Below are 26,370 nucleotides of genomic sequence, written 5' to 3'. Positions count from 1 at the left end.
TGTGTTCTCTCCCGTAGTTTTTAAAGATGTTCTATTCTTTCAACGCAGCGTTGGAATTCTGCACAAAGCGATTCAGTGCAGCTTGAATATCATTCCCCGAGGCGACTTCTTTTAAAAGCGTATTCCAGTATCCGCGCATCTGCCCGAAACCGGTAATATTATTGTAATACTGACCAAAGAACCGTTGAAGCACCGAATTATACAGTATTTCGGTATCTTCCGTTTCTATCTGAATTTTAGAGCTTGCAGGAAAACCGCCGGTTGCATTTATAAGCTTAGGCGCCCATACTTCGTCGGTTGCGGCAAAATGCAGGAATTTCTTTGCGGCCTTTATTTTATTCGCATTGCCGTTGTTAAAGACACAAGCACCGCCCGCCAAAAATTCAAGGAGCGGAGCGCCGGCATCATTGGGAAACGGCATATAGATCGGCGTAAAATCTTTTCCTTTATACCGCCGTTTACCGTCATTCATTTTATTAAGCTGAGGTGAATACAAGATAGTATGAGCTGCTTTAGCGGAAACGAACATTGCAATTGCATCATTTGAAGTAAGATCCTTTCCGTCGAGCAACAGTCCCCGTTTCATTGCACGTACCGTCCAGTCCATATTCCGCACTGCTTGAGCGGAATTATAAATGTAACTTGAATAATCTCCATTTAACAGATTTGCATTTCCGTAAAGGTTAACCAAAAAAGCTCTAGTCCCTTGGTCGCCGCCCATATTTTTATAATAGAAAACCCCCGGGACGGTTCCTGCAGGAAGCTTTTCCTTAAGGGCTGTTAAAAGCCTTTCATACTCTTCAACCGTCCACTGGCGGTCTCTCCGTTTATACGGCAATAAATTGATAAGGCCAAGGTCTTCGAGCATTTCTTTATTAAACGCCATCGAAAAAGCACCTTCGTGCATCGGATACATATAGGTGCGCCTATCCTTACCGGCAGAAACAGTCAAAAGCTCCGTCGTGATATACGGTTTTTCAGTTGCGAGCACATCATCCAGCGGTTCAAGCAGCCCCTTCCCTGCCCATCCGATAATTCGGCCGGGGGCATCATAAATAATATCGGGAGCCTTGCCTTCTGCTATGGCTTTTTCAATCTTTTCCGCTCCATCGGTAAAGTTGAGCAATGTAAAATGAACTTTAATAGAAGGATTCTCTTTTTCAAACGCCGCGATTAAACTCTTTTCAAAATCTCCTTCGACGCCGGTTTCGGAGGTGAAATTGGGAAATGTCCAAAATTCAATTTCCGCAGCGACATCGGCTTTTTTAGCATTCATACAGCCCATACACAAAACAGCAGATAACGCAAATGGCACGAACAAACTTCTTTGCAATAAACCGTGAAAAATTTTAATCATTATAACACCTTGGCATTGTATTTTAAAATTACCCCAGCAAGGGATGTTCTTACACAGAAAACTTTAACAAGCTCTCTGATCAATCTAAGTATTTTAACATAAGCGGTAAAATATAACAATTGGAAAATGATTCATTTCATGGAGAGTCAATACCGGCGCTCGTAACCTGCAGCGTATGGCAGAGGGGGATAAGCTCCGGCGTCTTTTTTACCGCCATAATTCCGGCAACCCGCGCAATTCCCAGCACATCGCCTTTTTTGACGCTGCCTTCGCGTACCGCAAGAAAGGCCTCCGCATTCATGCTGATAAAGCCGTGCGTAACCGCTATTCTTTTTGTCTCATCCTTACCGGCGACATCCACCATCACGGCTTTACCGGAGGAGTCAAAGTGATTAAGTTATTTTTTTTCCATAATAGTCTTTCAGGAAGCGGCGGTAGTATTCCGAAAAGCGATCTTCGGTAATTGCTTCCCTGATTTCGGTAACCATTCGATGGAGGAATGCTAAGTTGTGGTAGGTTGCAAGCATTGAATACAGAATCTCCTTACAGCGGAACAGGTGCCGCAGATACGCGCGGCTGTAATTCCGGCATACCTTGCAGGAGCAGCTCGGATCGATCGGGCCGAAATCGTATTCATATTCTTTCTTTTTAATTGAGATGGGGCCGGTACGGGTAAAAAGATTTCCGTTCCGTGCATTCCGTGAGGGAAGCACGCAGTCAAAAAGATCGACGCCGTTTTTTACCGCCTCTAAAATATAATCGGGGGTACCGATGCCCATCACATAGAGCGGTTTATGTTTGGGAACATGCGCGGCGGTAAAGGCTAAAAATTCCTTGTACACTTCCTCAGGTTCGCCGACGGAAAGGCCGCCGATTGCGATACCGTGCGGATCACATTCCATAATCGATTCGATACTTCTGAGGCGGAGATCTTCAAAAAAGCCGCCTTGTATAATCGGGAAAAGGCTTCCCTCGTACCCTTCCGTTTGATCCCATTCCCGCACCGCCCGATGCATCCACGCGGTTGTGAGCGTCAGCGCTTTTTCGGTTTCCTTTTTGGGAATACCGTAGGGGGAACAGATATCGAGCTGCATTTGAATGTCGCTATTAAAGGCGGCCTGCACCTGCACCGCGATTTCGGGGCTTAAAAACTGCCTGCTCCCGTCGATATGGCTCTGAAATGTTACCCCTTCTTCCTTAATTTTCCGCAGCTGAGACAGCGAGAATACCTGAAATCCGCCCGAATCCGTCAAAAAGTTTTTATTCCAGCCGGAAAACCCATGCAGCCCGCCCGCCTGCTTGATAACGTCCATACCCGGCCGTAAAAAGAGGTGATAGGTATTCGCTAAGATGATTTCGAAGCCTATTTCGTGTAAATCATCCTTAGTCATGCCCTTTACCGTCGCGGCCGTTCCTACCGGCATAAAGGCGGGGGTTTGTACCGTACCGTGAGGCAGGCGTATCACTCCCGTGCGGGCAGCCGAACCTGCATCCTGATGTAAAAGCGTATAGATATTTTTTCGTTCTCTCATATTACAATCCTTTTAAATAGGTCGGCCTGTCCGAGGGCGGTAACGCACAATCTTCGAGCAGTGCATTGCTCGAGTCGACGGCAACCGTACTTTCCGCCGATTCGATTGCCCCGATAAAAAAGCTGCCCTTAACCGATATGATCTGTACCCTGTCATGCTTATAGAGTACCTGTACGGGAAAAGCGCTCCGCTCCGAAAACTCCGTATCGGATGCGCTTACAGAAGCTTCAAGTGCTCTTTCCATAGCCTTTGCCGCCGCCTCAGCTTCTTCCGATGAAAAAATCGGCAGCCAGTGATAAAACCTCACGTCAAACCAGCCGGTCTGGACAGCGGGAACAATCTCTAAGCCGGAAATACCGTAGACGGAACCTCCGCCCAGCAATTTGATCACCGCTTTTTTATAGCGAATGAGCTCATCATCGACAGCGGGTACGGCATGGACACTCCGCGCAGATTCACAGAGGTTGAAGAACTCCTGAGGCGTGTAATAAATCTTTTTGCGCTCGTAGGCCTCGCGTGTTTTACCGGTTACATACAAATGCACCATCAGACCGTCGTATAAGGCAGCGGCTTTGTTTTTGGTATAAGCGCCGGTTATCGTTTGATCGAGTGTTCCGACGGCGGTATAAAAACCGTGTATTACCGCTTCCGCTGACATACCTGCCGTTTCAGGCGGTTTACGGAGATGAACTACAACCGCTGCCGTTACGGCAATAAGCGCGGCACACAGTACCGCCGCTGCCGCAATTTTACCGGAGTTCTGTCTAACAAAGCGTTTTCGGCTGATGCGTTTCCTCGCTGTTTGAATAAAAGCCTCAAGCGCCGCCCGTTGCGCTGAATCCTCAGCTGCTTGCACTTCCGCCTCTTTGGTTAGCGCCGCTTGCTCCTGCATACCGGCCTTCTGCGTGTCCGGATGCTGCGCCGGTCCTCCATCCGCCTGTATACCGGCGAACAGTGGCAGCGATTCATCGCAATGACTGCAGAGCTGTTCCACAAGCAGCAGCAGCGCGGCGCGGCGGTTAGGCATTATATCGCCGCCCGCAGTTTTTTCAAGACCGATGCTCTTATGTCCGGTGGCTTCGACACTACCATGCCGGCCTGTAGTTTTAGCACTCCCCTGCCCCGCAGCTACGGCAAATCCGTCATCGATAAGATGCGCAAACTGCGGACACAGCGCTGGACAGCGGAGTTCAACCGGCACATAAACGCCATCCCGTATATTCTGCACAAGCTGTTCCGCCGCACCGTTGGCGCAAAAGTCATCCCCGTCTACCGCTGCAAACGGGACGGCAGCGCTATTAAAAGGCGGCGCTCCGGTGATGCAGGCATAGCTGAGCGTTGCTAAGAAAAAGGACGCAGCATCGTCAAGCGGCACTCGTTCCGCATCAGGATGTACCCACGGATAATGGAAGCGGAGCGCCGCCGCGGTTTCGGCAGTAACGCAGCGAAGTACTAATCGAGGCGGAAGTACGATAAGGTCTTGAGCGCCGCCGTCTATTCCTCCCTCCGCCAGCAAACACAAGGGGGCAGACATAGCTGCTCGGAAACAATCTTCACTTACCGTACCGTGCTGATATGCAGTGAGGAGACAAGAAAAAAGCCGGTATAACTTTCGTAATACAGCCTCTGCACGAAAAAGCGCCTGCGGATCACGGAATGCACCGGCAGCAGCATCCATATCGAGACAAGCAAAACCGATAAGCGGTTGCGCTTCCCGCAGCGGCAGCACAATCCCAACCTCTTCCCGTCCTTTTTCCGTATTAAAAAATGTAACGGTCTCGTTAAGATAAAACTCCTGCACCGTCCCGTCAGGCGCAATACGCAAACAGGCGTCGTGAAGATAATCGGTAACAGCCGAATGCGCAAAAGCACGCGGCTCCATCCCCGAAGCAAGACAGCAATACGCCGCTCCGTTTATCTGATGTAGTATTATCGGACTTACACTTTCAAGCATAGGCTCTATTGTATCTTATTACATTTTATTCGGCTATCGGATTTGAAAGAAATTCTTTAAGCATTACTCCCCATATTGCAATATTACATATTAAGTATCTCGCCTGTAAAAATAGCCCCTCCATAGTTCATTCTACGGAAATCACTATTGCTGTGGGTTTTCGTAAGAGATATGAAAGTTAAAAATGATATTTTCTATCGGCGGATATCCTTTTGCTGCCCTGACACCAGATATATTTTTGTTTGACAGATGCGGAATTTGACGATATACTGTCTGTATAGGATAATTTTTAGGAGGCCGTAATGGCAAAAGTTGAATTGAAAGGTATCGGCAAAATTTACGATGGAAATGTCCGTGCAGTAGAAAATGCCAATATCGTTATTGAAGATCAAGAATTTGTTGTATTCGTCGGACCGTCCGGCTGCGGTAAATCGACAACACTCCGCATGATAGCAGGGCTTGAAGAAATCAGTGAAGGTGACCTGTACATAGACGGTGAACGTATGAACGATATTCCACCCAAAGACCGCAACATCGCAATGGTTTTCCAAAACTATGCACTGTATCCGCACATGACTGTCTATGACAATATGGCATTCGGATTGAAGATACGTAAAGTTGATAAACAAGAAATTGAACGCCGCGTGCATGAAGCTGCCCGTATTCTCGACATTGAAAAGCTTCTTGACCGTAAACCTAAGGCTCTTTCGGGCGGGCAGCGTCAGCGTGTTGCGGTAGGACGTGCTATTGTCCGTAACCCAAAAGTATTCTTATTTGACGAACCGCTTTCCAACCTCGATGCAAAGCTCCGCGTCCAAATGCGCGCCGAAATTTCTGACTTGCATAACCGTTTAAAAGCCACAATGATCTACGTTACGCATGATCAGGTTGAAGCGATGACAATGGGAGATAAAATCGTTGTTATGAAAGATGGAAAGGTACAGCAAATTGGCTCTCCGCTCTACCTCTACAATCATCCCGTAAATAAATTCGTAGCAGGATTTATCGGTTCGCCGCCTATGAATTTCTTAAATGTTAAAGTAATAGAAAAAAATGGCAGCATTGCTATCGATGAAGGTACCTTCGTCTTACAACCTACCGAAGATCAGCAAAAACACTTAAAGAAGTATATCGGTAAAAACGTATTCTTCGGTATTCGACCGGAAGATTTACAGCTTGTTGCCGAAAGCGATAACGCTAAAAATAGCATGACACTCAAGATAACCGTTAAAGAACCGCTCGGAGCAGAAACACACCTCTATCTGGCCTCAAAAAACCAGCAGGTCATCGCCCGTACATTCAATACCGTCGAAGCAGGCATCGGAGAATCGCTTCACTTTGTTCCTAATATGGAAAAAGCACGTTTCTTCGATAACGAAACGGAAGCAAATATCTGTGAAGATGTTCAAAAGCAATAAAGAACTGCACAGGCATATTTATCCGGTTTATTGAACAAGGGACCTCTAAAAACTGCAAGCCTATCGGTTTGTTCTAAAAGGAATAATTATCGTATCCGCTAACGTGGATTACGAATCGGTTTTTAGAGGTTTTCCGTAGACGTATTTGAGATGTTCCAATTTAAGGCGTTACAAGATAACGGCTCTAATCTTAAACTTGCGGGGATGTCAAAAAAGTAATCGGATTTTGAGACACCACCGAATATTCTGAAGGTAGAAAGGGGCGAAGGACAGGAAAGACCACTTTCATCCGAAAAAAGTATCTTTGTCTTTCCCGCCCTTACTGCTTACTGTACCGTCCCGGATTTAACGTGCTTCATTACGAGCGGTTTGCCGTTTACCAACAGCTGTTTTCCGGCGGCGCATACGCGGAAATCTTCTACCGTAAAGGGCACCGCAAAGAACAGTTCCGCATCGATGGCTTGCGGTTTTTGTACCGGCGGCGTAGCTGCTTCGGCACCTTCCAGTGTTACCGGTGTACCGGCAGCCGCACCGGGCATACCAACCAGTTCAACCCGCTCGGTTCCGTCCGCATCGGTATAATGGGACGCTAAGAGCATTCCCTTCGATTCAATACCGCGCATTTTCCGCGGCTTTAAGTTTTCTGCGAGGATAATATCGGCGCCAACCAGCTCTTCCGGCGCAAAATACGGCGCTAAGCCGGAAAGGATAATCCGCCCGCTTTCCGAGCCGTCGTCAATGGTTTCCACAAAGAGCTTATCCGCATCGGGATGTTTTTCCACAGAAATGATTTTCGCGGTTTTTAACGAAATATAATCGGTAAACAGCTTTTCGGGAGGAATATCCGCCCAATCCGGCTTGGCTTTCTGCTTTTCCGGCGATTTTTGAGCGGCATTTCCGGAGGTATTTTTGCCTCCTGCATTCTGCTGTTTTTTTCCGCCCTGTTCTCCGCCTGCTTGCTTTCCCGCAGCCCGTTTTCCGGCTTGCGCGGCACGTTCTTTCTGACTTCCTGCATAGCGTTCACGATACGCTGCAATCGCATCGTTTTCCAGCGTTTTAAAGATGATTGCAGGCTTTTGTACCCGCTCCAAACCACGCCGCTCTAAGAGATTGTCCCACGCAAGGACATTTTCGGGACGGGGCTGCACGGGATGTTCCCAGTCAAAGACATTGCCCGACCATATCTTAATACCTAAGAACGAAGCAACTGCATCGGCGTATTCCGGCATATACGGGTGCATCAATATCAGCAAATCCTTGATTAAATAGCACAGTTCAAAGAGAAGCGCCTCCGCTTTTTCGGGATCAGCCTCGCGGTTTTTCCACGGCTCTCCGTCTTGGAACGCTTTGTTGGCAACGGAGGAAAGTGCAAACAGCTCGTGGAAGGCATCGCGCAGTTCCGCTTCTTCAAGCAGTGCGGTGATTTTTTCAATGCTGTACTTTGCTGCAGCGCGCAAGCCTTCCGTAACCGCGCGGACATCTTCACGGGCGGAAGTCATCCCATCCCGCTGCGGGATAACGCCGTCATAATAGCGCGACACAAAGGTGAGCGTCCGGTTTATCAGATTACACAGGTTCCCGACCAGCTCGCTGTTTACACGCTCCTGAAAATCCTTCCACGTAAACAGGGCATCGTTCTTTTCAGGGCGGTTATAGAAGATGTAGAAACGCCACATATCCGCCGGAATTCCCGAATCCTTTGCATCGGAGCCGAACACGCCGATTCCCTTCGATTTTGAAAATTTGCCGGACTCGTAATTGAGGTACTCGCTGCTTGAAATATGATGGAGCTTTACCCAATCCTTTCCCGACGCAATGAGCGAGCTGGGAAAAATCACCGTATGGAAGGGGATATTGTCTTTTCCGATGAACTGGAACAGCTCGATATCGTTTTGCTCAAGCCACCAGTTTTTCCAATCGGCTCCGGTTAAATCGGTAAAGCATTTTGTAATTGAGATATACCCGATCGGGGCATCGAACCAAACGTAGAACACCTTATCTTCAAAGCCCGCTTTCGGGACGGGGATGCCCCATTTAAGGTCGCGGGTGATAGCGCGTTCCTGTAAACCGTCGCGCAGCCAGCCTTTGGTCATCTGCACGGCATTGTTGCTCCACTGCCCTTCTACGCTTGCCTTTTGCATCCACGGTTCATACTGCGGCACGATGCCCGGCAAATCGATGTAGAGGTGCTTGGTACTGCGCGGCTCCGGAGTAGCACCGCAGGTTGAACAGCGGGGAGCTTTCAGCTCGGTCGGTTCCAGCAGCTTGCCGCAGGCTTCACACTGATCGCCGCGCGCATCTTCGTAACCGCAGTGGGGACAGGTACCACGTACATAACGGTCTGCCAAAAAGCGGTTACAGTGTGCACAGTAGAGCTGTTCTATGGCATGTTCTTTTATAAAACCGTTTTTATCAATATCTTTAAAAAGCCCCTGCACGATTTCGGTCTGCTGAGGTGTGGAGGTGCGTCCGAAGTAGTCAAACGCAATATTAAACCAATGATAAATATCGCGGTGGATCGCATGGTAGTAGTCGCACAATTCGCGCGGCGTTTTCCCTTCTTCGAGGGCTTTTGTTTCGGTCGCCGTACCGTATTCGTCGGTACCGCATACATATAAGCTTGTATATCCGCGGAGTCTGCAAAAACGTGCAAAGACATCGGCGGACAAAACTTGGATTAAATTCCCGAGGTGCGGGATATTATTCACATAAGGGAGAGCTGAAGTTATCAATTTTCGTTTCATATCCGGCTATTATAGTGTTCGGGACAAAATCAGTCAATCTTTTGAAAATATACGGCGCATCTACGCCAAAAGTGTACATCCTTGTACACTTTTGGCTGCGAGTTTCGACGTTGTCGAAACATCGCTTCTGATATAACCAGCGGCATCCGTGCCGCGGCTGAAATAAATGCTCGACTGGCACGACCTCTTATTTTATTTTGTGAATAAAGAGCGTTTTACATCGACATAGCAGCAGATGCCGGTTTGCTTCCATTCACAGCCGCGGCAAATGCACTCGTATACGGATTCGGTTAATCGGGCTGTAAGTATCTCTTCTATTTCGGTATAAGCATAGTTTTTTCTTTCCAATCCAAGCTGCGATAGGACAGCCTCATCAAAGCCCGTTACTTTTACTTCCGAGCGGCAGTGATTTCCGACTCTTTCGGGACATGGGTCGCAAATGGCATCAACGCCTGTCACTAAGGTAATATAGCAGCCGTTTTTTAACAAATCGATAACATGCTGCATATTTTCGACAAATACAGGAGAATAGCCGTTGCCTTTAAATGCACGAGTACATAACAGATGGTGCGGACGCAGACTGAGTGTTTCCATTGAGGGAATTCCTTACAGTGTGTATTTTAGAAGTTCGTTCTAAATTGTTCCGAATTATATCAAAGGAAAAATCGTAATGCAAGAAAATCTCATTTCCAATTATTCTGCAACCTGATAAAAAACTGCTTGATGCATTTCCCCCGATCGCCTAATATAGTCAGATTGTTTTAAGCGTGATATGATAGAAACCGTAGGGGAATCTTGATTAAAGGATATCTCTAAATTACTTCATAGATCGAAGTTTTTAGAAATTTTCTTTAACGTGAACATATTCCCGTATTTCTAGGAGGTCAAAAATGGCTGTATCAAAATCGTACATCATCAGTGCAAAGCGCACTGCTATCGGTAAGTTTCTCGGAGGCCTGTCTACCGTTCCGCCTAAGGACATGGGTTCAACGGTAGTAAAAGCGGTGCTGGAAGAGGCAAAGGTAAAGCCCGACCAAGTTTCGGAGCTTATTTGCGGTAACGTACTCGGCGCCGGACTCGGTCAAAATATCGCCCGAACCATCGCATTGGAAGCCGGCATTCCCGAAACGGTGTGTGCTCACTCAGTCAACATGGTATGCGGATCCGGTTTGCGATCCGTTATGGAAGCAGTGATGTCCATCCAAGCAGGTTTTAACGACATTGTTCTTGCAGGCGGCGTAGAATCGATGTCACTCGCACCGTATCTCGTACCCGCAAATACCCGCAGCGGAAATAAGATGGGAAACTGGCAGGCGGTCGATCACATGATTTATGACGCCTTAACGGATGCCCGTGCAAATATCCACATGGGAATTACGGCTGAAAATATCGCCGCAAAATTTAATATTACCAGAGCGCAGCAGGATGGATTTGCATTCGCCTCCCAGCAAAAAGCGATTGCCGCTATCGATGCAGGTAAATTTAAAAACGAAATCGTTCCGATTACTATCCATTCAAAAAAAGGCGATACTGTTTTCGATACCGACGAATATCCCAATCGTACCACCGACCTCGAAAAACTTGCCAAGCTGAAACCTGCTTTTAAAAGCGACGGTACTGTTACAGCAGGCAATGCATCGGGCATAAATGATGGGGCTTCCTTTGTGCTGGTTGCAAGTGAAGCAGCCGTAAAGAAATATAACCTCAAACCTATTGCGGAAATTATCGGCATCGGGCAAGGCGGTGTCGACCCGCTCGTAATGGGATTAGGTCCCGTTCCGGCAATCCGTAATGCATTAAACTATGCATCGCTGAAACTCTCCGATATGGAACTGATTGAATTGAACGAAGCATTTGCCGCTCAGTCTTTAGGCGTTATCCATGAACTGGTACGCGAGCATGGAGTCGATCGCGATGCACTGTTAAAGCGAACGAACGTCAACGGCGGCGCTATTGCGCTCGGCCATCCGGTTGGTGCTTCGGGTAACCGCATTTTAGTAACTCTTCTCCACGAAATGATCAAAACGGATAAAAAGATCGGACTTGCTTCTTTATGCATCGGAGGGGGGCAAGGAACGGCCGTTATTGTAAAACGATAAAATCAAAAACATCCGCAGCCATAACAGTCAAAGTTAAGTCGCGGTATTCCGCGAGGCGAAGTTTTTTTATACACTTTGCTTCGCGGATATGTTTATGTTATGGTATATTTCAACAAAGGTTTATTTAAATATAAGCGGCGAACTTCCAATCGGTATAATGCCGCTCAATGTAACGGAAACTTCTATTAAGCTTAATCGTTTACCGGCATTATCAAGTATAAGATTAAAAAAACGTTCATTATTTTCGGTATCTTTAAGCTGTAAAACAGTATTGCCTTTTATCTGTAAAATCGTATACCATCCCGAATTCTCCGCCGTATCTTGCAAGAACCGATATGAATTATCCGAAAAATATAAAGAATATCCTTCTGCACTTGTCCATATTTTTTCATCTGCAGTCAATATTTTTTTTATATTGTCAAACGTGATACTGCTTTGTACTTCGCGAACAGTATTACTTATTTTTCGGTATGATCCGTCCCAGTTTGATGCGACGCCGATTTTTAAACGCGCAATATCATCAATGACTCTTATATGCACTTCGTCAATTCCAAGTAATTCAATACTGATGCGCCGATGAATACTCGAAATAGAAGCATTTTTTGTAGAAAAATAAATACCGAATCTGCGCGGTGTTATAGAATCGATAGTAAAGAGTTCCTGAATATTATTGACAGAAAAAATAATTTCGTTTTCGGACCGGTTAAAAAAGATACTCCGGTTTTGATCTCTTTTTGCACTTGGTTGATACCATAATCCGTCAAGAAATTCTTGAAAAGAATTACTATCCCCCGTTTGAAATTTTTGAAGAAATTGACTTTCAATTTTTTTTCCGGGAATTTTTGTTTCTTTTGTTTGCACAAAAAATTCTTTTTTTGCATTCCATGTATATTGCTTTTCTATTTGGTTAAGTGTATTTGGAGCATCTTTATCGGAATAATATGCAGATATCGTATAATCGGAGATCGAATTATCCTGTTCGTTTTTCAGTATAATTTGACCGTCCGCTTGTATGTCGGCTAAAGAATAGATACTGATTATTTTATCCTCATCTATCCCCAACCTATACATACCGAAAACCTGCATACTATCGGCATTCATTCCATTATATACTATAACGGGATACGTATATTCTTGTACCATTAATGTATAAACAGAGAGCGTTTTTGCATGTGTTGCTTCCGTTTTTATTTCTACGGCTCTTGTAAAAGTTTGCGCTTCACTATCCTGTAAAAATATGAAAAGATAGATGAATTGATCGGATAATTTTTTGGCTGCAATAATTTTATCTTCCTTATTATCACCATTCAAATCCGCTTGTATATCTTCGACAAGAACCTCATCACTGAGCAGCGTAATACCCGATTGTATATTTTCAGGTATTACTTCCGAACTTGAAACCTCTTGCTGCTGCAATTGCGGCGCAGTAGGAATAATTGTTTGAGCATTCTGTGGTATCACCTGAGTCCGTTGGTGAACGATACGCTGATAAGCCAATATTCCGATAATAACGATGATCACCACAATACAAAGCATATAAAACAATTTCTTCATATTTAAAACGCCTTACTTTAAAATTCCTCGGTTTATTTTTTTTCTTCGGTAATAAGCACTTTATTTTGATCATCGTTACTACGAGGAACGCCCCTATTATCAATAATATTTGTATAGAGATCTTTTGTCGTTTTAACGACCTTATCCTGAATATCCATATCGAGTGTTATTTCGTACCAATTATCGTGTTTGATAATGCGCGCTTCTGCAAGATACGGACTTTTAAACGATTCCTGTTTTCCACGGTATTTTGATGTCCACGGAGCATCTTGTTCAAGATCCGTTACTAATAATAAAATTTTATACCGATTATTTTTTCCTCGTTTATTCAAAGAATCTTGAATTGCATCAAGAGCACGCCCGATATCGGTAAACGCACCGTTGGGGGTAATATTGTCGATTGTTTTTATCAATGAATTACGATCGTTTTCATTCTTAATAACTAATGTTTGCAGCTCATACGGTTTTTCATAAAATTCCCAGACGGTAATCCAATCCTCAGGTATCAGCATTTCGGTAACGAGCGTATCGCGTACCCATTTATGCAAACTGTCGAATTTCCCGGGTTCATTCATTGATTGTGATTTATCAATCATCAAAAAAACATCAACGGGAATAGTTCTTTCGCCGGCAAATGCTGTAAAAGAAATAATAAAAAAAGAAATGATAAAGAGAATAGATTTGATTTTCAACATAATAACTCCCTTAATTACAGATATTGTATAACAAACTTCCAAAAACAGACCGTGTTTTTAGATATAATTCATAATATTATAAAAAAAAGAAAGTAAAAAGGGGGCAAGTGGCTTTACATTTTGCAAAATAGCCTTATAATAAAAACCGTATTGATATATCCGTTACGGATATAAATCTACTGCAATAAGGAGACAGTAAGATGGCAAGTTTAGATTTACCTCAAAGTCCAAATGTATTCCATCCCGAAAAGCCCAGTGCTGTCGGTTCAAGGAATTCGTTGGCGCAGGATTATCGCGATCAGCAAAAAGAAGTGAATCAGCTGATCGAAGAAGAGACCAATAAAGTATTGCACCACTTATCAACGAAATTACCCAAAGATGTTCTGGAAAGATTGGATGTAATGGGTGGTTTAAAAGAAAAGTTGTACAACTACTTTAACCAGAACTATCAGAATATGTTCAATCGCTATATGGTAACCGCAGAAGACGAAATGCTCAAAAAAGTCCGTGGATTTATCGATAGGGAAGAAATGAAAGTTCTGAACCGCTACACTCCGAAAGAGATTGCAACTCTGCTGGATGAAGTCGGCGGTGCCGATAAGTTCAATACCGGTGAAATCGAAAAATCGATCGTTAATATGTACGGACACCTGCAAGGACACGTACAGCGCGGAATCAATGATCTCGAAACGTTGACCAATTCACTTCTGCGCCAGAAAACCGACGTCGGTGCTTTTGTTCGCGGTGAGAACGCTTACTCGATTGTAAAGTGTGCGTTCAAAGACAACATCGTTAAGCCCAAAACGGTAACGGATGTAAAACTTTCAGTCAATATCCTCGACACCGAACTTATCAGCCCTATTTTCCAATATCAGGCAACGGTTGAATACTTAATCAAAGATTTGCTCTCCAACCATCTGATGAACCTTATCGATAAAGAAATCGAAGTATTAAAAGATGAGCTTATCGATGAAGGCAAAGAAGAAATGACCGACAGCGAAATCATCTTCAAGAAGATGGGAAAAGTTCTCGATGTTACCGATGATGACGTTGAAAACCCCGAAAGCAAACGCTATTCGGTAGTTTCAAAGGAATTGATGGAACGCATTGCAAACTTAAGAGCAGAAATCGATCCGGAGACCTTCGATCAACTCAATATCCGTGAGAATATCAAGCACATCATCGATATCGAAAACATCCGTAACCGCGGCTTCAATACGGCAATCAACTCGTTAACTTCAATTCTCGATACCTCTAAAATGGGGTACCAGTACATTGAAAACTTAAAAAATGCTCGCGAGCTGCTGTTGCGCGAATATGACGATACGAACGTTGCAAACCTTCCTGATGAACGCTACCAGATTCGTCTACGCTACTACGACAATGCCCAGCTGCTTGAAGAGCGCAAAGCGTATGAGGTCATGATCCGTTCATTCGAAACTGAAGTCGAGCACCTATGGGACGTATTACAGACCCAATATGACAAATCGAAGTTCATGGTACGTATCACCGATTTCGGCGATTTGGCAAAAATCTACGAAAAGCACATCCAGAAAAAATACAAAATTCCGAAGGGTGAACCCGCCTACAAGGATATCGCAAAAGTCTGGGACGAAATTTCGTTTGTCAATGCAGCCGAAACGGAAGTTGAAAAAATGAACCGCACGTTTGTCTACGAAAAAGACAAGATGCGCAAGAAGCTTGTAATCATGCGTGAACGGCTCAAGAAAATGTACGACTATCAGTACCCTGTTGAACGCCGTGTTATGGAAGAACGGCTCGCCTTCCTCGAGGCTGAATTCAACAAGTTCGACTACCTCATCAACCCGTTCCATATGCAGCCGGGTCTCTTGCTGGATGTAGACATCACTTCCATCAAACGCAAGAAGGCAACCCTTGACGGTATGGCAAACGTCTTAAACGAATTCCTCCATGGCGTTTCCAAAGGCTTTATGGATCAGGCATTTGCTTCATTCAGCCGCCGCCGCTCAACGGTCCGTGCGGATATTGCACAGACATTCAGCTCAGGCGGAGATGATGAACCTGCTGCGATAACCCCGAATGGACGCGCCCAATTTATGGATGCACTGAACAATACTCCGAGTTTGGAAGCGCCTGCCGCAGAAACCGTTAGCAGAACACCGGCCGCAACTCGCAGCCGCAGAGGGGCATCCAAAACAAAGAAAGCGGGTGCTGTTGATAGTACGGCAAGTAAAGGACGCCGGGGACGCAAATCCGGTGTAAGAACTCTGTAAAGCTTACCGTATGGCAATAAGTTAAGATTATAGTATAAAAGCCCCCTGAAACACCCGTTTCGGAGGGCTTTTATGCATAGGGGGGAACTTGGATTCCGCGTCGTTTAAATACCTCTCAAGGAATTGTTTCCCGCAAGTCTAAAAGTAAATGCAAGGAAAGTTTTTGATAATACTTCTAAATCATCCTTGCTACGCAAAGGAGAAGTGAATGCTCGATTCATTAGGATTTTATGTACCGCTTGCTACAAAGCAGGGTTTTAATGCCTCTGTAACACATATTCAGAATGCCTTATCGCTTCTGGATGCCAGCAATGTTAAAAAAAATATTGCCGATGAAATTGGTATATTACTTGAAAACAAAGAATTAATAAATGAAGAAATTCCGGCGTTTTTATCTGTTATACTACTCGATATGTGGGGATATAAGTCGATATCTAAAAACATTCGAGAAATCACTACAACACCTACAACTATCATCACAGAAATGGCAAAATGGAAAGGCGTTGATGTTGTAATCGGTTACCATCACCCTGACTTAGGCTTTTTGGTGATAAACCCTAAGAATCCGGCAAATGTTTCCCTCTTTGAAATGTTGAAAAAAAATGAGCTCTTAAATATTTACGTCGGGAAGCAAGATAAAGGTAGAATAGAAGATTCTGTTGCAGAAATGGTATTTAATGCATTTTTTGATCTTTTAAGCGGTATAAAGCCGTCAGTCCCTACAAAACTTCTGAACGGTCCGTTCGTATTCACTGCACCTAAAGCAAAAAAACAGCAGGCAAAAGGGCAAAAACGAAAAACGGTAAAAGATTCGGCGACTGCAAAAGTAAAGTCTACGACAAAAAACATTGCACAGGCAAAACAAGCGGCAGCCTCCGCTCAAATACAAGTACCATCAGGAAAAACCAGAATTTCTCAACAAATTTCGGTTGTTGTTACCAACGAGCTGTTTCATAACGGGAACGTTGAAGCATGGAAGCGAATTATCCGTAGCTACAATGCACGCTATCCGCATAATAGAGTTATCGTATTCTATGATGGCGAACAGATTGTCGATATCAATACGCTGTTTAAGTGGGGAAAAGTAAAACACGGCAGTAGTATCCAATTTGCCGTTTCAGGCGAAGAGATTAAAGACTTGTCAAAATTGTCAAAATATTTTGCAGAAGGCGCAAGTCCGCGTTTTGAAGCATTTTTGCGCGGTTCACCCAGTACCGTTCTTAACCTTTTCTAGGAGTCTATTATGAATATGTCTAAATCGATCCATTTTTTCAGTAATAAAGAAACACTTAAAAGTAATATTGACAAAACGCTCCTCGGTATTCGCGGGCGCCAACTGAATGAATTTTCGGAACTTGGATTGCCTATCGTACCGGGTCTTGTTATGGATGCAACCATTACACAAACGTTACAACAGGCGAACGTATTATCGACACTACGACCGTTCTTAAAAAAAATGGGTGAAGCGGTAAGGAAAGAATTCGGCGATCCGGAAAATCCCCTTTTATTAAAACTCGTTATTTCTTCAAATCTCGTTATTGCCAACTATCCGACGCTCCATAACTTCGGATTAGCAAAGACAACAATCGGCGGTTTTGAAGAAAAAGTCGGAAAAGATTTTGCGAGTCACGAAGTACTGTTCTTGCTGCGCGGAATCTTTTCAATCCTACATAAAATTGCAGAATTACAAGAGGATGGGGCAAAACTAGCACTCTATAAAGAGCAGCTGGAGAAAATAGGAAATGAACTAAAAAAAGAAAAACGTGTTGAATCCGGGGCTGCCGTTATGGATAAGTACCAGCCATACCTGCCGCAGGAATTTTTTAGCACAGCAGAAGTACAGCTGAATCAAACCATCCAGCTTATCAGCACACTGCTTAGTCTCGAATCCGACAATGAAAATGATGTTGCGTTATTGATTCAGCCATTGGTGTATGGTAATTATGACAAAGAATCTTTCTCAGGCAGATTCTTTAGCCGCAATATCGTTACCGGCGAAAAGAAATTACAGGGAATGTTCTTCCAAGAAAAATTCGATGAAGTCGACGCCGTCGGAAAGGACATCAACGATATAAAGCCGGCATATCTTGAGCAATTGGAAGCGATTGCATGGCGGCTCGAAGATCACAGCAAAGATGTCCGCGAAATCCGTTTTACGATCGAAGCAGGAAAACTGTGGCTTATCGAACAAAGAGCCGTTGAAGCAAAAAGCACGATTGCATTGGTACACTTTCTGCTCGATTTACACAATCGCGGAATTGTTGATGCAGAATATGTCGTAAAGAATGTCAAACCCGGTCAGCTAAACGAAATACTACATCCGGTTATCAACATGTCGAGCGTCAAAAATCTCCAATCTTCAAAGGGCGGTATTGCAGGCGCCCCGGGAGCTGCGGTCGGACGTGTATATTTCAGTGCCGATTCGCTAATTGAAGCACAGCGTATTGCACGTTTGCAGAGTGCCGATACTCGATGTATTCTCTGTGTACCTGCCAGCTATGCGGGTGACGTAAAGGCTATTGAAGTTTCTACCGGCGTTTTATCGAATGAAGGCGGATATTCGGCACATGCTTCCGTTGTTTCACGTCAATACGGAAAAATTTCATTAGTCCGTCCGGATATGAAAATTATGGCGAATAAAGCTATTATTAATGGTATTACTATTAAAGAAGGGGATTATATTACGCTTCAAGTACCCTATTACGGCGAATCGACCGTATACTTCGGTGCTGCAGAACTAATCGAACCTGATCCTAAAACGTCCGGCTTACTTGATTTTATTGATCTTACCCGCTCATTTATCCAAAATTTCCATGTCCGCGCTAATGCCGACAGTCCCCGCGATGCTACACTTGCAATTAGCTTCGGAGCGGAAGGCATCGGACTATGTCGGACAGAACATATGTTCTTTGAGGCAAAACGTATCAATACGTTTAGAGAGATGATCCTTGCTGAAACGACGGAAGAGCGCATTAAAGTTTTAAACAAGCTTCAAAAAGTTCAAATGGAAGACTTTTATGGTATTTTCAAGGTGATGAACGGACGCGAAGTTACTATCCGTCTCCTGGATGCTCCGCTACACGAATTTTTACCGCATAATGACACAGAACTGGATGGATTTATCGAGTATCTCAAAGCAGACAAGAAGAAAACCGTCAGTAAAAAGGCTTTATCCGAAGCGATTGCACTCCGCGCAGAAGTAAATCCCATGTTAGGGCACCGCGGCTGCCGTATTGCAATCTCATATCCTGAAATTTACGCAATGCAAGTCCGTGCCATTTTCGAAGCGGCCTATAAGCTGCAAAAGGAAGGTGTCGAGACCCATGTCGAAATCATGGTTCCGATTGTGATGAACTTCCGTGAGCTCAAACAAATCGCTTATGGAAAGAAGATCGAAGGGCATACTTATCTTGGTATCCGTACAATTGAACAGGAAATACGCACCCAGTTTAAAGCACAACCGATAGATTTCAAAATCGGCACGATGATTGAATTGCCGGTTGCAGCGTTATCGGCGGGAGAAATTGCCCGCTATGCAGAGTTCTTCTCATTTGGCACCAATGACCTTACTCAAACAACACTCGGCCTTTCCCGCGACGACTTTAACAGCTTTATGCCGGATTATACGTTATACGACTTAATCAACGGGAATCCCTTTGCGATTTTGGATCCGTGTGTGCGGGAGCTTATCAGTATTGCGATTGAACGCGGCAAGCTTACCCGTCCCGATATTAAACTCGGTCTCTGCGGTGAACAGGGCGCCCGCCCCGAAAATATTCCTTTCTGTATGAAGGCCGGGTTGAATTATGTCTCCTGTTCGTCTTATTCGGTGCCGATCGCACTCCTGTCAATTGCGCAGGCGGAATTGGAAAAGGCAGAAAACGAAGGGCGCAAGCTCCTGCGTAAGAAGGCTTCAAGGTAAAAACCGGAAGGGCATCCGGAACCCGAATACTATAGGGCAATCGCGCCAGAAATATTTTAAGCGGTTGCCCTCGTTTTTTTAATTTACAGTATGAACGAATCACATCAAAAAGAATTGGCGGTGTGCGGTTTTGAAGCAGTAAAAGCGCTCGCCGCCGAACATCCCGAAAAAATTTCACGACTTTTTTTTGCCGGAAGCAGGGCAAAGACATTCGGCGCCCTTTGTAAATACCTCGCTCAGCGGAAACGGCTCTATCGGCTCGTGCAGTCGGATGCGGAATTGGAAAAACTCTGCGGCTCCGTTCACCATCAGGGCGTTGTCGCTATGATTGAAGAACCCCGCATTGCAGCCGTAACACCGGAACAGATTAAACGGTGGGAAACCGAAAAAGCTGCGGTGTTACTATGCGACCGTATCGGTAATGCAAACAACCTTGGGGCGGTGATCCGCAGTGCAGCCTTTTTCGGCGTCGAACATATTGTGATAAGCGGAGAAGACGCACAGGCACAGCTGACACCGAGCGCCTACCGGATTGCGCAAGGGGGTATGGAGTTTATCGCCCTGCATACAACTGCATCCGCCGAACATTTTTTAAAGATGTGCAGCGGGTATTTGGTGCGGATAGGGGCGGATCATCGGGCATACCGCAGCCTAAAAGATATTCCGTCAGTGGTGCAACCGGACGAGGCGGTTGTAGTGGTACTTGGGAACGAAGAGCATGGAATTTCTGCCGAAGCAAAAAAACTCTGCGATGTGCTGGTTAAAATCAGCGGCAGCGGAGCAATCGAAAGCCTGAATGTAGCACAAGCCGGTACCCTCTTCTGCTCCGCACTTGCCGAACTCCGGCGGGAATAACCGCGAAGAGGTTCAACTCTGGTCGAATAGTTTCAATTTTTCCGTGGGGGTGGTAAAAAACGGTCTGATGCGTTTACCCTGCCTCCCCCTACCCGTTTTGCTGCCGGCGTACCTCATACATCAGAATACCGGCGGCGACCGAAACATTCAAACTGTCGAGCTTGCCGGAGGTGGGGATTGCCGTAAAGGAATCGCAGGAGGCTTTTAGCAAGCGGCTGATGCCCGACCCTTCGCTGCCCATAATCAGTATTGTTTTGTCGGGGAACTTGGTGTGCGGGAGCGGCTCCCCTTGGGCGTCAGCGCCGAATACCCAAAAGCCGTTGCGCTTGAGTTCTTCCACCGTCCGAACCAAATTCGCCGTGTATAAAAGCGGAACCCACGCCGCCGCCCCCGCGCTGATTTTACTGACAGTCTGGAAGTCTCCGGCGGATCTCCGTTCGGGGAGCACAACGGCGTCAACGGCGAATTGATCGGCGCTGCGGATAATGGCGCCGGTATTGTGAGGGTCGGTAATTGAATCAAGGACAACGACAAAGGCTTTTTCGCGGGAAGCAAGCGCAGCGAGCAGCGCATCGGCGGAAAGCTTCGGTGCCTGTTCCTGCGGACGTTCATCGATCAGGATAATCCCGCGGTGATTTTGCAGGTATTCCGGCAGGGATGCCGTCAATTTGTCAAGCTCGGCGTCAGTCCGCTGCTCTATCGTAATTGAAAGTTTTTCCGCCTGCGCGAGTATCTTTTTTACGCGCGGCCCCTGCTTGGCGTAAAGGATCTTAAGCCGCAGTCCGGCTGCCTTTCCACCGGTAGCAGCCCTTCCGTCGCCAACAGTCTTACCACTGACAGCAGCTTTTCCGTTGGCAACAGCCTTTCCGCCGCCAATCGTTTTCTCCGTATCGGTTTCCTTTGTTGCGGAGCTTTTTGTTGCGGAATTTTTTTTCTCCAACTGCGCTTCAACCGAGCGCAATAATTCTTCAATCGCATGAAAACCGGTAATAATCTGCATCGCTATAACTCGATTACATCGCCGTACCGCATAATATGCGATTCATAGCGATGTTCCTGTAAGTATGCCTGCAAAAAGCTCTGCGCATCCGGTTCACCGTGAACCATCAGCAGCTTTTTCAAGCTTCCGGTATCGAGACTGTCGAGCCATTCGCCGATTTCGACATAATCGGCATGAGCGCTAAACGCATTAATCTGGAGGATTTCGGCACGAACCTGATGCCACTCTCCGAATATCTTTACCTCCGGTTCGCGATTCATCAGACGTCTGCCAAGCGTATTTTCCGCCATATAGCCGACCAACATAATTTTTGTCGATGGCTTTGAAATATTATTTGCAAGGTGATGGGTAACGCGGCCGAATTCACACATGCCGTCCGCACTGATAATCACCATCGGTTCTTCCATTGCGTTCAGCGCCTTGGATTCATCGACACTCGTAATAAACTTGAGTGCATTAAAGCCGAACGGATTTTTATGGTGTTTGACAAAGGCTTCCTGTGTTTCATGATCGAAGCATTCGGGATGCACTTGAAAAATTGTAGTGGCGTTTACCGCCATCGGCGAATCGACATAGATGGGAATTTGCGGAATCTTTTTTTGATCGGTCAGCAGGTGAAAATAATAGATGAGTTCCTGCGTCCGCTCAACGGCAAAAGCAGGGATGATAATCTTACCGCGCATCTTTACCGCATCATTTACCGCATGCTCCAGCATCTCCATCGCATTGTGAATATCCTCATGCCGGCGATTTCCGTACGTACTTTCTATCATAATATAATCGGCAGCAGGGATAATATCGGGGTCGCGGATAATCGATTTATTCTTTCTGCCGAGATCTCCGGTAAAGGCAATTCTTACCGTCTTACCGGCAGAATCTTTTGCCGTGATAAAGGCTATTGCGGAACCGAGAATATGCCCTGCGTCGTAAAATTCAAGCTGAACATTCGGCCCAATCCATACCGGACGATGATACGAAACCGTTACAAATTGATTGATAGTTTGCACAACGTCGTCTTCGGTAAAAAGTGGTTTCCAGTCGAATTTTTCGTGTTTTTTGATTGCCTGTTTTTGTAAATATTCGGCATCCCGCGCCTGTATGCGAGCGGAATCCATCAGTACGAGGTTAGCGATATCCCGTGAGGCGGGCGTCGCATAGATATTGCCGGTAAACCCGTGTATACCCAACAGCGGCAAAAGCCCACAGTGATCATAGTGCCCGTGGGTAAGAACAACGGCAGTTAATTTATCGGCCGGGACATTAAAGTCGCGGTTTTTTTTATCGGCTTCCGCTCGTTTCCCTTGGAAAGCCCCACAGTCAAAAAGATACAAATACCCATCGACATCGAGAATGTGCTTTGAACCGGTTACTTCCTCTGCGGCTCCCAGAGAATACACGTTGATGCTCATAAAAAAATGATACAGGGATTTTTTGAAAATGTCAATTTTTAAAAAATCCCTTACATCACGCATTCATCGGTATGAATCAACATACTTCGGCGCTCTGCGTCGGGGTATGTTGATTTACGGCTGCGTATATTTAAGAACAACCTCAAACCGCCGGTTTAGTATCCCTCTATTCTATTATACCGGCATAATTAGTCCATGCAGCTTTATACGCATTAACGGAACCGGAAGGAACCTTTATTTTGGTTGCACCGACAAATACTGAAGACGGGTCTTCAGGCAGCGCAGGCGGTGTAGATGTATTAATGGTAACTTCATATCCACCTCCTCCAGACTTAAAAAAAGCATACTGGTATATTTTTGAAAGAGCTGTTAGGCCGGAGATTTGTATCTTGGTAAAGGTATGAAACTCTGCAGCCATATTTTTAATCTCTTTTATTCTGCTATCCGTAATGTTTAGAATAGGATGAGTTGACGGTTTGAATACCACCGAAACAAGCGTTAAGTCATTCGGAGCATAACTGCCGGGAGCGGTCTCTTTCTTCGAACACAGGTGTTTCTGAGTTGAAAGACAGTAGCGAGGATTGCCGGCAGCGATCACATATTTTTCTAAGGCAGTACAGCCTGGAAAGACTTCGTTAATATCTCCGGTAAAACCGCTTGGGATGGTAACTTTCTTTAGCGCTGTACAGTCAAAAAAAGCATACGAGCCGAGCTTTTTTAAACCATTCGGCAATACAACTTCTTGTATCGTAGTATTATCGATGAAACTGCCGCCGCTTTCATTTCTAAAAGCATTTGCTGCGATTTCTTCAACGCAACCGAGACCGCGATCATTAAAATTAATAATAGACTCTGTGCCGGTATATTTTTCTATCGTTTTTCCGTCGGAAGAAAGGTTCAAGCCTGCAGGAAGAGAACTGCGACCGGCAAATACTGCTGTAATGGTTTTTCCCTTCACACTTGTACTATTCGGATATTCTACGGTATAGCCGGGCGGCGGCGTACCTCCTCCTATCAGTGTCCATTTCTTTAGGAATGTGCTTGACGAGCATTCCGCCTCTAGTTTTATGTCGGTAATATACGGACTCAGCATAAGACGATACGGCTGGTTTGTTATTGTTTCGGTTTTGCTCGATTCGTTATTCTTCCATGAAAGTGTAATCTTGTCTCCAGCTAAACTTAGTGTAGCTGCAATAGTGAATACACCGTAATCTTTTAATTTGAGCTGATTATTGGTGGAGTCATCGAGAGCCCAGCTTTCATCAGTATTAGTAGATGGCGTAATAACGAATTTTTGAGCGTAGCCTGAAGGAAGTGTAAAAGATGATGTCCCTTGTACCACAATGGCACCGTCAGTGTAGTTTTCAGGCGTTATGCGTGCTATCGGGCTTGTTCCCGTCAGGTTGCCGTCAATGGTAATTGTTTGACTGTTTTTAAGATACACGTCGTTTTTACCTTTAACATTTTCATCAGAGCCTGATGAGGGCGTTATGCTAGTACCGCCTTTTATTGTAAAAGTACTGTTTTCAATATAGACAGCTCCGCCTTGTTTATCAGATCCTATCGCGGTACAGTTTACGATTGTTGAATCAGAGAGAGAAACAATAGAATTTCTTGCATAAATACCGCCGCCGTTTTTAGCGCTGCAGGATGAGATAGTAGTATGCTCTGTCGTAACGGTTCCCTGACTTCCAATGGCACCGCCACCTCCGCTGGAGTTCGCTTTACAGCCCTCAATCGTGCAGTGTGAAAGCTTTACCTTACTACCGCTCGCAACAAAAATGGCACCGCCGTTTGCACCTGCGACAGCTGTACCGCCTTTGAGCGTCAAGCCGCTTAGGGTAAGCGTTGCACCGCTTTGCACGGCGAAAATACGGTGTATTTTGCCGGTTGTAGCCGTATCTGCGTTCAGAATGTCGGTATACTTGCCGCTTTTGCCCCGTATCGTGAGGTCTTTATTGATGGTAATTTTGCCCCAGTTTGCATCTGGACCTGAGCCGACAGACGTTGCCTTAATTTCTCCATTTATAGTGATAATGTCGCCTGCGGTAGCGTTTTCAACAGCCTCTCTCAGTTTTTTCCATTTTTCATTCGCATTGAGTGTACTAGCATCTATAGTTACGTCTCCTGCACGGATCAGTGTGTAGTACACATCACGGGTGTCTTCGGTAAATCCCGGTGCCGTTGCTTTAAGAACAACTTTATACTGCTTTGTATGCCCAACAGTGCCGGGCGCGATAAGCCGTATCCCCGTACGCGGCGAAGCACCCGACCCCTTGCTTGTTTGTACCGCCGTACTGCTTGTTATGTCGTAAACCGTGTACGAAATAGTAACGCCGGGCGGCGTATTGCATGTTGCTTGGAGTATTGCACCGTTTTCATCACATCTTATGCTATACGGATGAGTCTGTTCGCCGGTTTCTCCGGATTGGTGGATATACGAGGATGGATTTGTTACGACAAGGTCTATAAATCCGACTTTCCTTTTAACGGTACTGCATTCAACCTCGTTTGAACGAAGCCCCGCCGCATCACTGGGCTGTGCGGTGTATGTTTTTGCCGCGGACGAAGGAGATATTTCGATATCCGTTTTATAGTATATAAGCCATTTATCCGTAGCCGCCGGAAAGGGAGGCTTGGAGCCCACATAGTCACCAATCACTAAGTCATCTGCAGTATTTAAAAACGGATCACCGAGGCTCCAGCTGAATGTTTGGGAGCTAAAATTAATATTTTGAATGGTGTAAACAGCGCTTGCTCCGCCTTCTTTTGTAATGTGCAGCTTTTTAATGTCTCTGTGTACATACTCCGTACCTATCATAGCATCCATGCCCTTCGCTTGGAATATGAGCACATAGTACCGTTCGCCGTCTACCAGTGTTTTCCCGATACCTTTGTACTCCAAAGCAGGGGCAGTGTCAGCCTTGAGGTTTAGGCGGAACTTCTGACGGAATACTCTGTCGTTATCGGCAGTGAGAAAGGTAATTTCGGGACTGATATCTCCGGTGCCCCATTCATACTTTTTTAAAAAGCTGCTTTTATACGTGAGGGTAAGCGTATCGAGTGCCGTTTGCGTTAAGATATAGTCGTTTGCATTGCCGTACTCCGGCTGCGGCGAAAGCCCGGGAAAGCGGATAACCTTTCCTGCATCGGTGGAGGAGGACGGCGTCTTGAGGTTAAAGTTTTTAGGATTGTGCAGTTTAACCGTAACCGTTACATCGGTATCGGATCCATTAGCAGCAATGGACGGTACACACAATGCACCGGCAGCATTCGTTGAATACGACGGATTGATGCGGTAGTCCGTAGCGATCACCTCCGCCGACCAATAACTTAAATAGTCTTCTATATTGTCTTTAAACGGCTGACAGTTTGTAAATAAAAGAGTTAAAAATATTCCTGTTAGAATAGTACAAAGTTTACGCATACACGCTCCTCTCTTTTACCCGTTTTTTTGACAATGATGCTGATAAAATAGCCGTATTACGGCCTACTATGTACTATTTTTATACAAATGACAAGAGAAAAAGATAAGAATTTCGGCGTCTCCGCCGTGTATACCCGTCCCCCTCTAAA

General features: G+C 45.4%; 17 protein-coding genes. 6 read left to right on the top strand and 11 right to left on the bottom strand.

Features of this window, described 5'->3' with window-relative positions:
- Positions 1-31 precede the first annotated feature (31 nt).
- From ABH09_RS05150 to ABH09_RS05135, 4 genes are all read right to left on the bottom strand, one after another.
- Positions 32-1,285 (bottom strand): ABC transporter substrate-binding protein, encoded by a 1,254-nt coding sequence (locus tag ABH09_RS05150; RefSeq protein ID WP_371922145.1) that lies wholly within the window; start codon positions 1,283-1,285, stop codon positions 32-34.
- 208 nt (positions 1,286-1,493) lie between these two features.
- Positions 1,494-1,721, bottom strand: a complete 228-nt coding sequence (locus ABH09_RS05145; protein WP_253715469.1) for a cyclic pyranopterin monophosphate synthase MoaC — start codon at positions 1,719-1,721, stop codon at positions 1,494-1,496.
- A gap of 28 nt (positions 1,722-1,749) precedes the next feature.
- The gene (gene tgt, locus ABH09_RS05140; RefSeq protein ID WP_253715468.1) at positions 1,750-2,889 is read right to left on the bottom strand and encodes a tRNA guanosine(34) transglycosylase Tgt; all 1,140 of its coding nucleotides are present in this window, start codon (positions 2,887-2,889) and stop codon (positions 1,750-1,752) included.
- A gap of 1 nt (position 2,890) precedes the next feature.
- Entirely contained in the window at positions 2,891-4,843 is a 1,953-nt protein-coding gene (locus ABH09_RS05135) for a hypothetical protein (protein ID WP_253715467.1), read from the bottom strand.
- A gap of 302 nt (positions 4,844-5,145) precedes the next feature.
- Here ABH09_RS05135 and ABH09_RS05130 point away from each other — a divergent pair, with 302 nt between their 5' ends.
- On the top strand, positions 5,146-6,261 hold the full coding sequence (locus ABH09_RS05130; RefSeq protein WP_162663293.1) for an ABC transporter ATP-binding protein: 1,116 nt from the start codon (positions 5,146-5,148) through the stop codon (positions 6,259-6,261).
- A 326-nt stretch (positions 6,262-6,587) separates the two neighbouring features.
- Here the strand turns inward: ABH09_RS05130 and metG are convergent, their stop codons facing one another.
- Together metG and ABH09_RS05120 are read right to left on the bottom strand one after the other, a co-directional pair.
- Positions 6,588-9,005 carry a methionine--tRNA ligase gene (metG, locus tag ABH09_RS05125; protein ID WP_253715466.1) on the bottom strand — a complete coding sequence of 806 codons (2,418 nt, stop codon included), beginning with the start codon at positions 9,003-9,005 and terminating at the stop codon, positions 6,588-6,590.
- A 192-nt stretch (positions 9,006-9,197) separates the two neighbouring features.
- Entirely contained in the window at positions 9,198-9,599 is a 402-nt protein-coding gene (locus tag ABH09_RS05120) for a DUF1284 domain-containing protein (protein ID WP_253715465.1), read from the bottom strand.
- Between the two features lie 296 nt (positions 9,600-9,895).
- On the opposite strand from ABH09_RS05120, the gene ABH09_RS05115 reads away from it, so the two are divergent.
- A complete protein-coding gene (locus ABH09_RS05115; protein ID WP_253715464.1) occupies positions 9,896-11,104 on the top strand; it encodes an acetyl-CoA C-acetyltransferase in 1,209 nt (402 codons plus the stop codon).
- A gap of 120 nt (positions 11,105-11,224) precedes the next feature.
- Here the strand turns inward: ABH09_RS05115 and ABH09_RS05110 are convergent, their stop codons facing one another.
- Positions 11,225-12,658, bottom strand: coding sequence for a pallilysin-related adhesin (locus ABH09_RS05110; RefSeq protein ID WP_253715463.1), 1,434 nt, complete (start codon positions 12,656-12,658; stop codon positions 11,225-11,227).
- Between the two features lie 32 nt (positions 12,659-12,690).
- Positions 12,691-13,353 (bottom strand): vWA domain-containing protein, encoded by a 663-nt coding sequence (locus ABH09_RS05105; RefSeq protein WP_253715462.1) that lies wholly within the window; start codon positions 13,351-13,353, stop codon positions 12,691-12,693.
- 200 nt (positions 13,354-13,553) lie between these two features.
- Between ABH09_RS05105 and cfpA the strand changes: the two genes are divergently transcribed.
- From cfpA to ABH09_RS05085, 4 genes are all read left to right on the top strand, one after another.
- Positions 13,554-15,608 carry a cytoplasmic filament protein CfpA gene (gene cfpA, locus ABH09_RS05100; RefSeq protein WP_162663281.1) on the top strand — a complete coding sequence of 685 codons (2,055 nt, stop codon included), beginning with the start codon at positions 13,554-13,556 and terminating at the stop codon, positions 15,606-15,608.
- A 208-nt stretch (positions 15,609-15,816) separates the two neighbouring features.
- Positions 15,817-16,842 (top strand): hypothetical protein, encoded by a 1,026-nt coding sequence (locus tag ABH09_RS05095; protein ID WP_162663279.1) that lies wholly within the window; start codon positions 15,817-15,819, stop codon positions 16,840-16,842.
- Positions 16,843-16,851: 9 nt separating this feature from the next.
- Positions 16,852-19,530 carry a putative PEP-binding protein gene (locus tag ABH09_RS05090; protein ID WP_253715461.1) on the top strand — a complete coding sequence of 893 codons (2,679 nt, stop codon included), beginning with the start codon at positions 16,852-16,854 and terminating at the stop codon, positions 19,528-19,530.
- A 90-nt stretch (positions 19,531-19,620) separates the two neighbouring features.
- Complete coding sequence (locus tag ABH09_RS05085; RefSeq protein WP_253715460.1) at positions 19,621-20,385, top strand: TrmH family RNA methyltransferase; 765 nt, start codon at positions 19,621-19,623, stop codon at positions 20,383-20,385.
- An 88-nt stretch (positions 20,386-20,473) separates the two neighbouring features.
- Here the strand turns inward: ABH09_RS05085 and rlmB are convergent, their stop codons facing one another.
- The 3 genes from rlmB to ABH09_RS05070 form a co-directional block, all read right to left on the bottom strand.
- Positions 20,474-21,385, bottom strand: a complete 912-nt coding sequence (gene rlmB / locus ABH09_RS05080) for a 23S rRNA (guanosine(2251)-2'-O)-methyltransferase RlmB (RefSeq protein WP_253715459.1) — start codon at positions 21,383-21,385, stop codon at positions 20,474-20,476.
- Positions 21,386-21,387: 2 nt separating this feature from the next.
- Complete coding sequence (locus tag ABH09_RS05075) at positions 21,388-22,794, bottom strand: MBL fold metallo-hydrolase RNA specificity domain-containing protein (RefSeq protein ID WP_253715458.1); 1,407 nt, start codon at positions 22,792-22,794, stop codon at positions 21,388-21,390.
- 166 nt (positions 22,795-22,960) lie between these two features.
- On the bottom strand, positions 22,961-26,221 hold the full coding sequence (locus tag ABH09_RS05070; protein ID WP_253715457.1) for a leucine-rich repeat protein: 3,261 nt from the start codon (positions 26,219-26,221) through the stop codon (positions 22,961-22,963).
- Positions 26,222-26,370: the final 149 nt, after the last annotated feature.

The organism is Treponema sp. OMZ 803, assembly GCF_024181165.1.
In the GTDB taxonomy this organism is placed as follows: Bacteria; Spirochaetota; Spirochaetia; order Treponematales; family Treponemataceae; genus Treponema.
The sequence above is the reverse complement of the archived record's forward strand: the minus strand, read 5'-3'. Positions and strand labels throughout refer to the sequence as shown.

Excerpts from the sequence above, each read along its gene's own strand:
- ABH09_RS05150 (WP_371922145.1), bottom strand. The coding sequence starts at position 1,285 with ATGGGCTGTATGAATGCTAAAAAAGCCGATGTCGCTGCGGAAATTGAA.
- ABH09_RS05145 (WP_253715469.1), bottom strand. The coding sequence starts at position 1,721 with ATGGTGGATGTCGCCGGTAAGGATGAGACAAAAAGAATAGCGGTTACG.
- tgt (WP_253715468.1), bottom strand. The coding sequence starts at position 2,889 with ATGAGAGAACGAAAAAATATCTATACGCTTTTACATCAGGATGCAGGT.
- ABH09_RS05135 (WP_253715467.1), bottom strand. The coding sequence starts at position 4,843 with ATGCTTGAAAGTGTAAGTCCGATAATACTACATCAGATAAACGGAGCG.
- ABH09_RS05130 (WP_162663293.1), top strand. The coding sequence starts at position 5,146 with ATGGCAAAAGTTGAATTGAAAGGTATCGGCAAAATTTACGATGGAAAT.
- metG (WP_253715466.1), bottom strand. The coding sequence starts at position 9,005 with ATGAAACGAAAATTGATAACTTCAGCTCTCCCTTATGTGAATAATATC.
- ABH09_RS05120 (WP_253715465.1), bottom strand. The coding sequence starts at position 9,599 with ATGGAAACACTCAGTCTGCGTCCGCACCATCTGTTATGTACTCGTGCA.
- ABH09_RS05115 (WP_253715464.1), top strand. The coding sequence starts at position 9,896 with ATGGCTGTATCAAAATCGTACATCATCAGTGCAAAGCGCACTGCTATC.
- ABH09_RS05110 (WP_253715463.1), bottom strand. The coding sequence starts at position 12,658 with ATGAAGAAATTGTTTTATATGCTTTGTATTGTGGTGATCATCGTTATT.
- ABH09_RS05105 (WP_253715462.1), bottom strand. The coding sequence starts at position 13,353 with ATGTTGAAAATCAAATCTATTCTCTTTATCATTTCTTTTTTTATTATT.
- cfpA (WP_162663281.1), top strand. The coding sequence starts at position 13,554 with ATGGCAAGTTTAGATTTACCTCAAAGTCCAAATGTATTCCATCCCGAA.
- ABH09_RS05095 (WP_162663279.1), top strand. The coding sequence starts at position 15,817 with ATGCTCGATTCATTAGGATTTTATGTACCGCTTGCTACAAAGCAGGGT.
- ABH09_RS05090 (WP_253715461.1), top strand. The coding sequence starts at position 16,852 with ATGAATATGTCTAAATCGATCCATTTTTTCAGTAATAAAGAAACACTT.
- ABH09_RS05085 (WP_253715460.1), top strand. The coding sequence starts at position 19,621 with ATGAACGAATCACATCAAAAAGAATTGGCGGTGTGCGGTTTTGAAGCA.
- rlmB (WP_253715459.1), bottom strand. The coding sequence starts at position 21,385 with ATGCAGATTATTACCGGTTTTCATGCGATTGAAGAATTATTGCGCTCG.
- ABH09_RS05075 (WP_253715458.1), bottom strand. The coding sequence starts at position 22,794 with ATGAGCATCAACGTGTATTCTCTGGGAGCCGCAGAGGAAGTAACCGGT.
- ABH09_RS05070 (WP_253715457.1), bottom strand. The coding sequence starts at position 26,221 with ATGCGTAAACTTTGTACTATTCTAACAGGAATATTTTTAACTCTTTTA.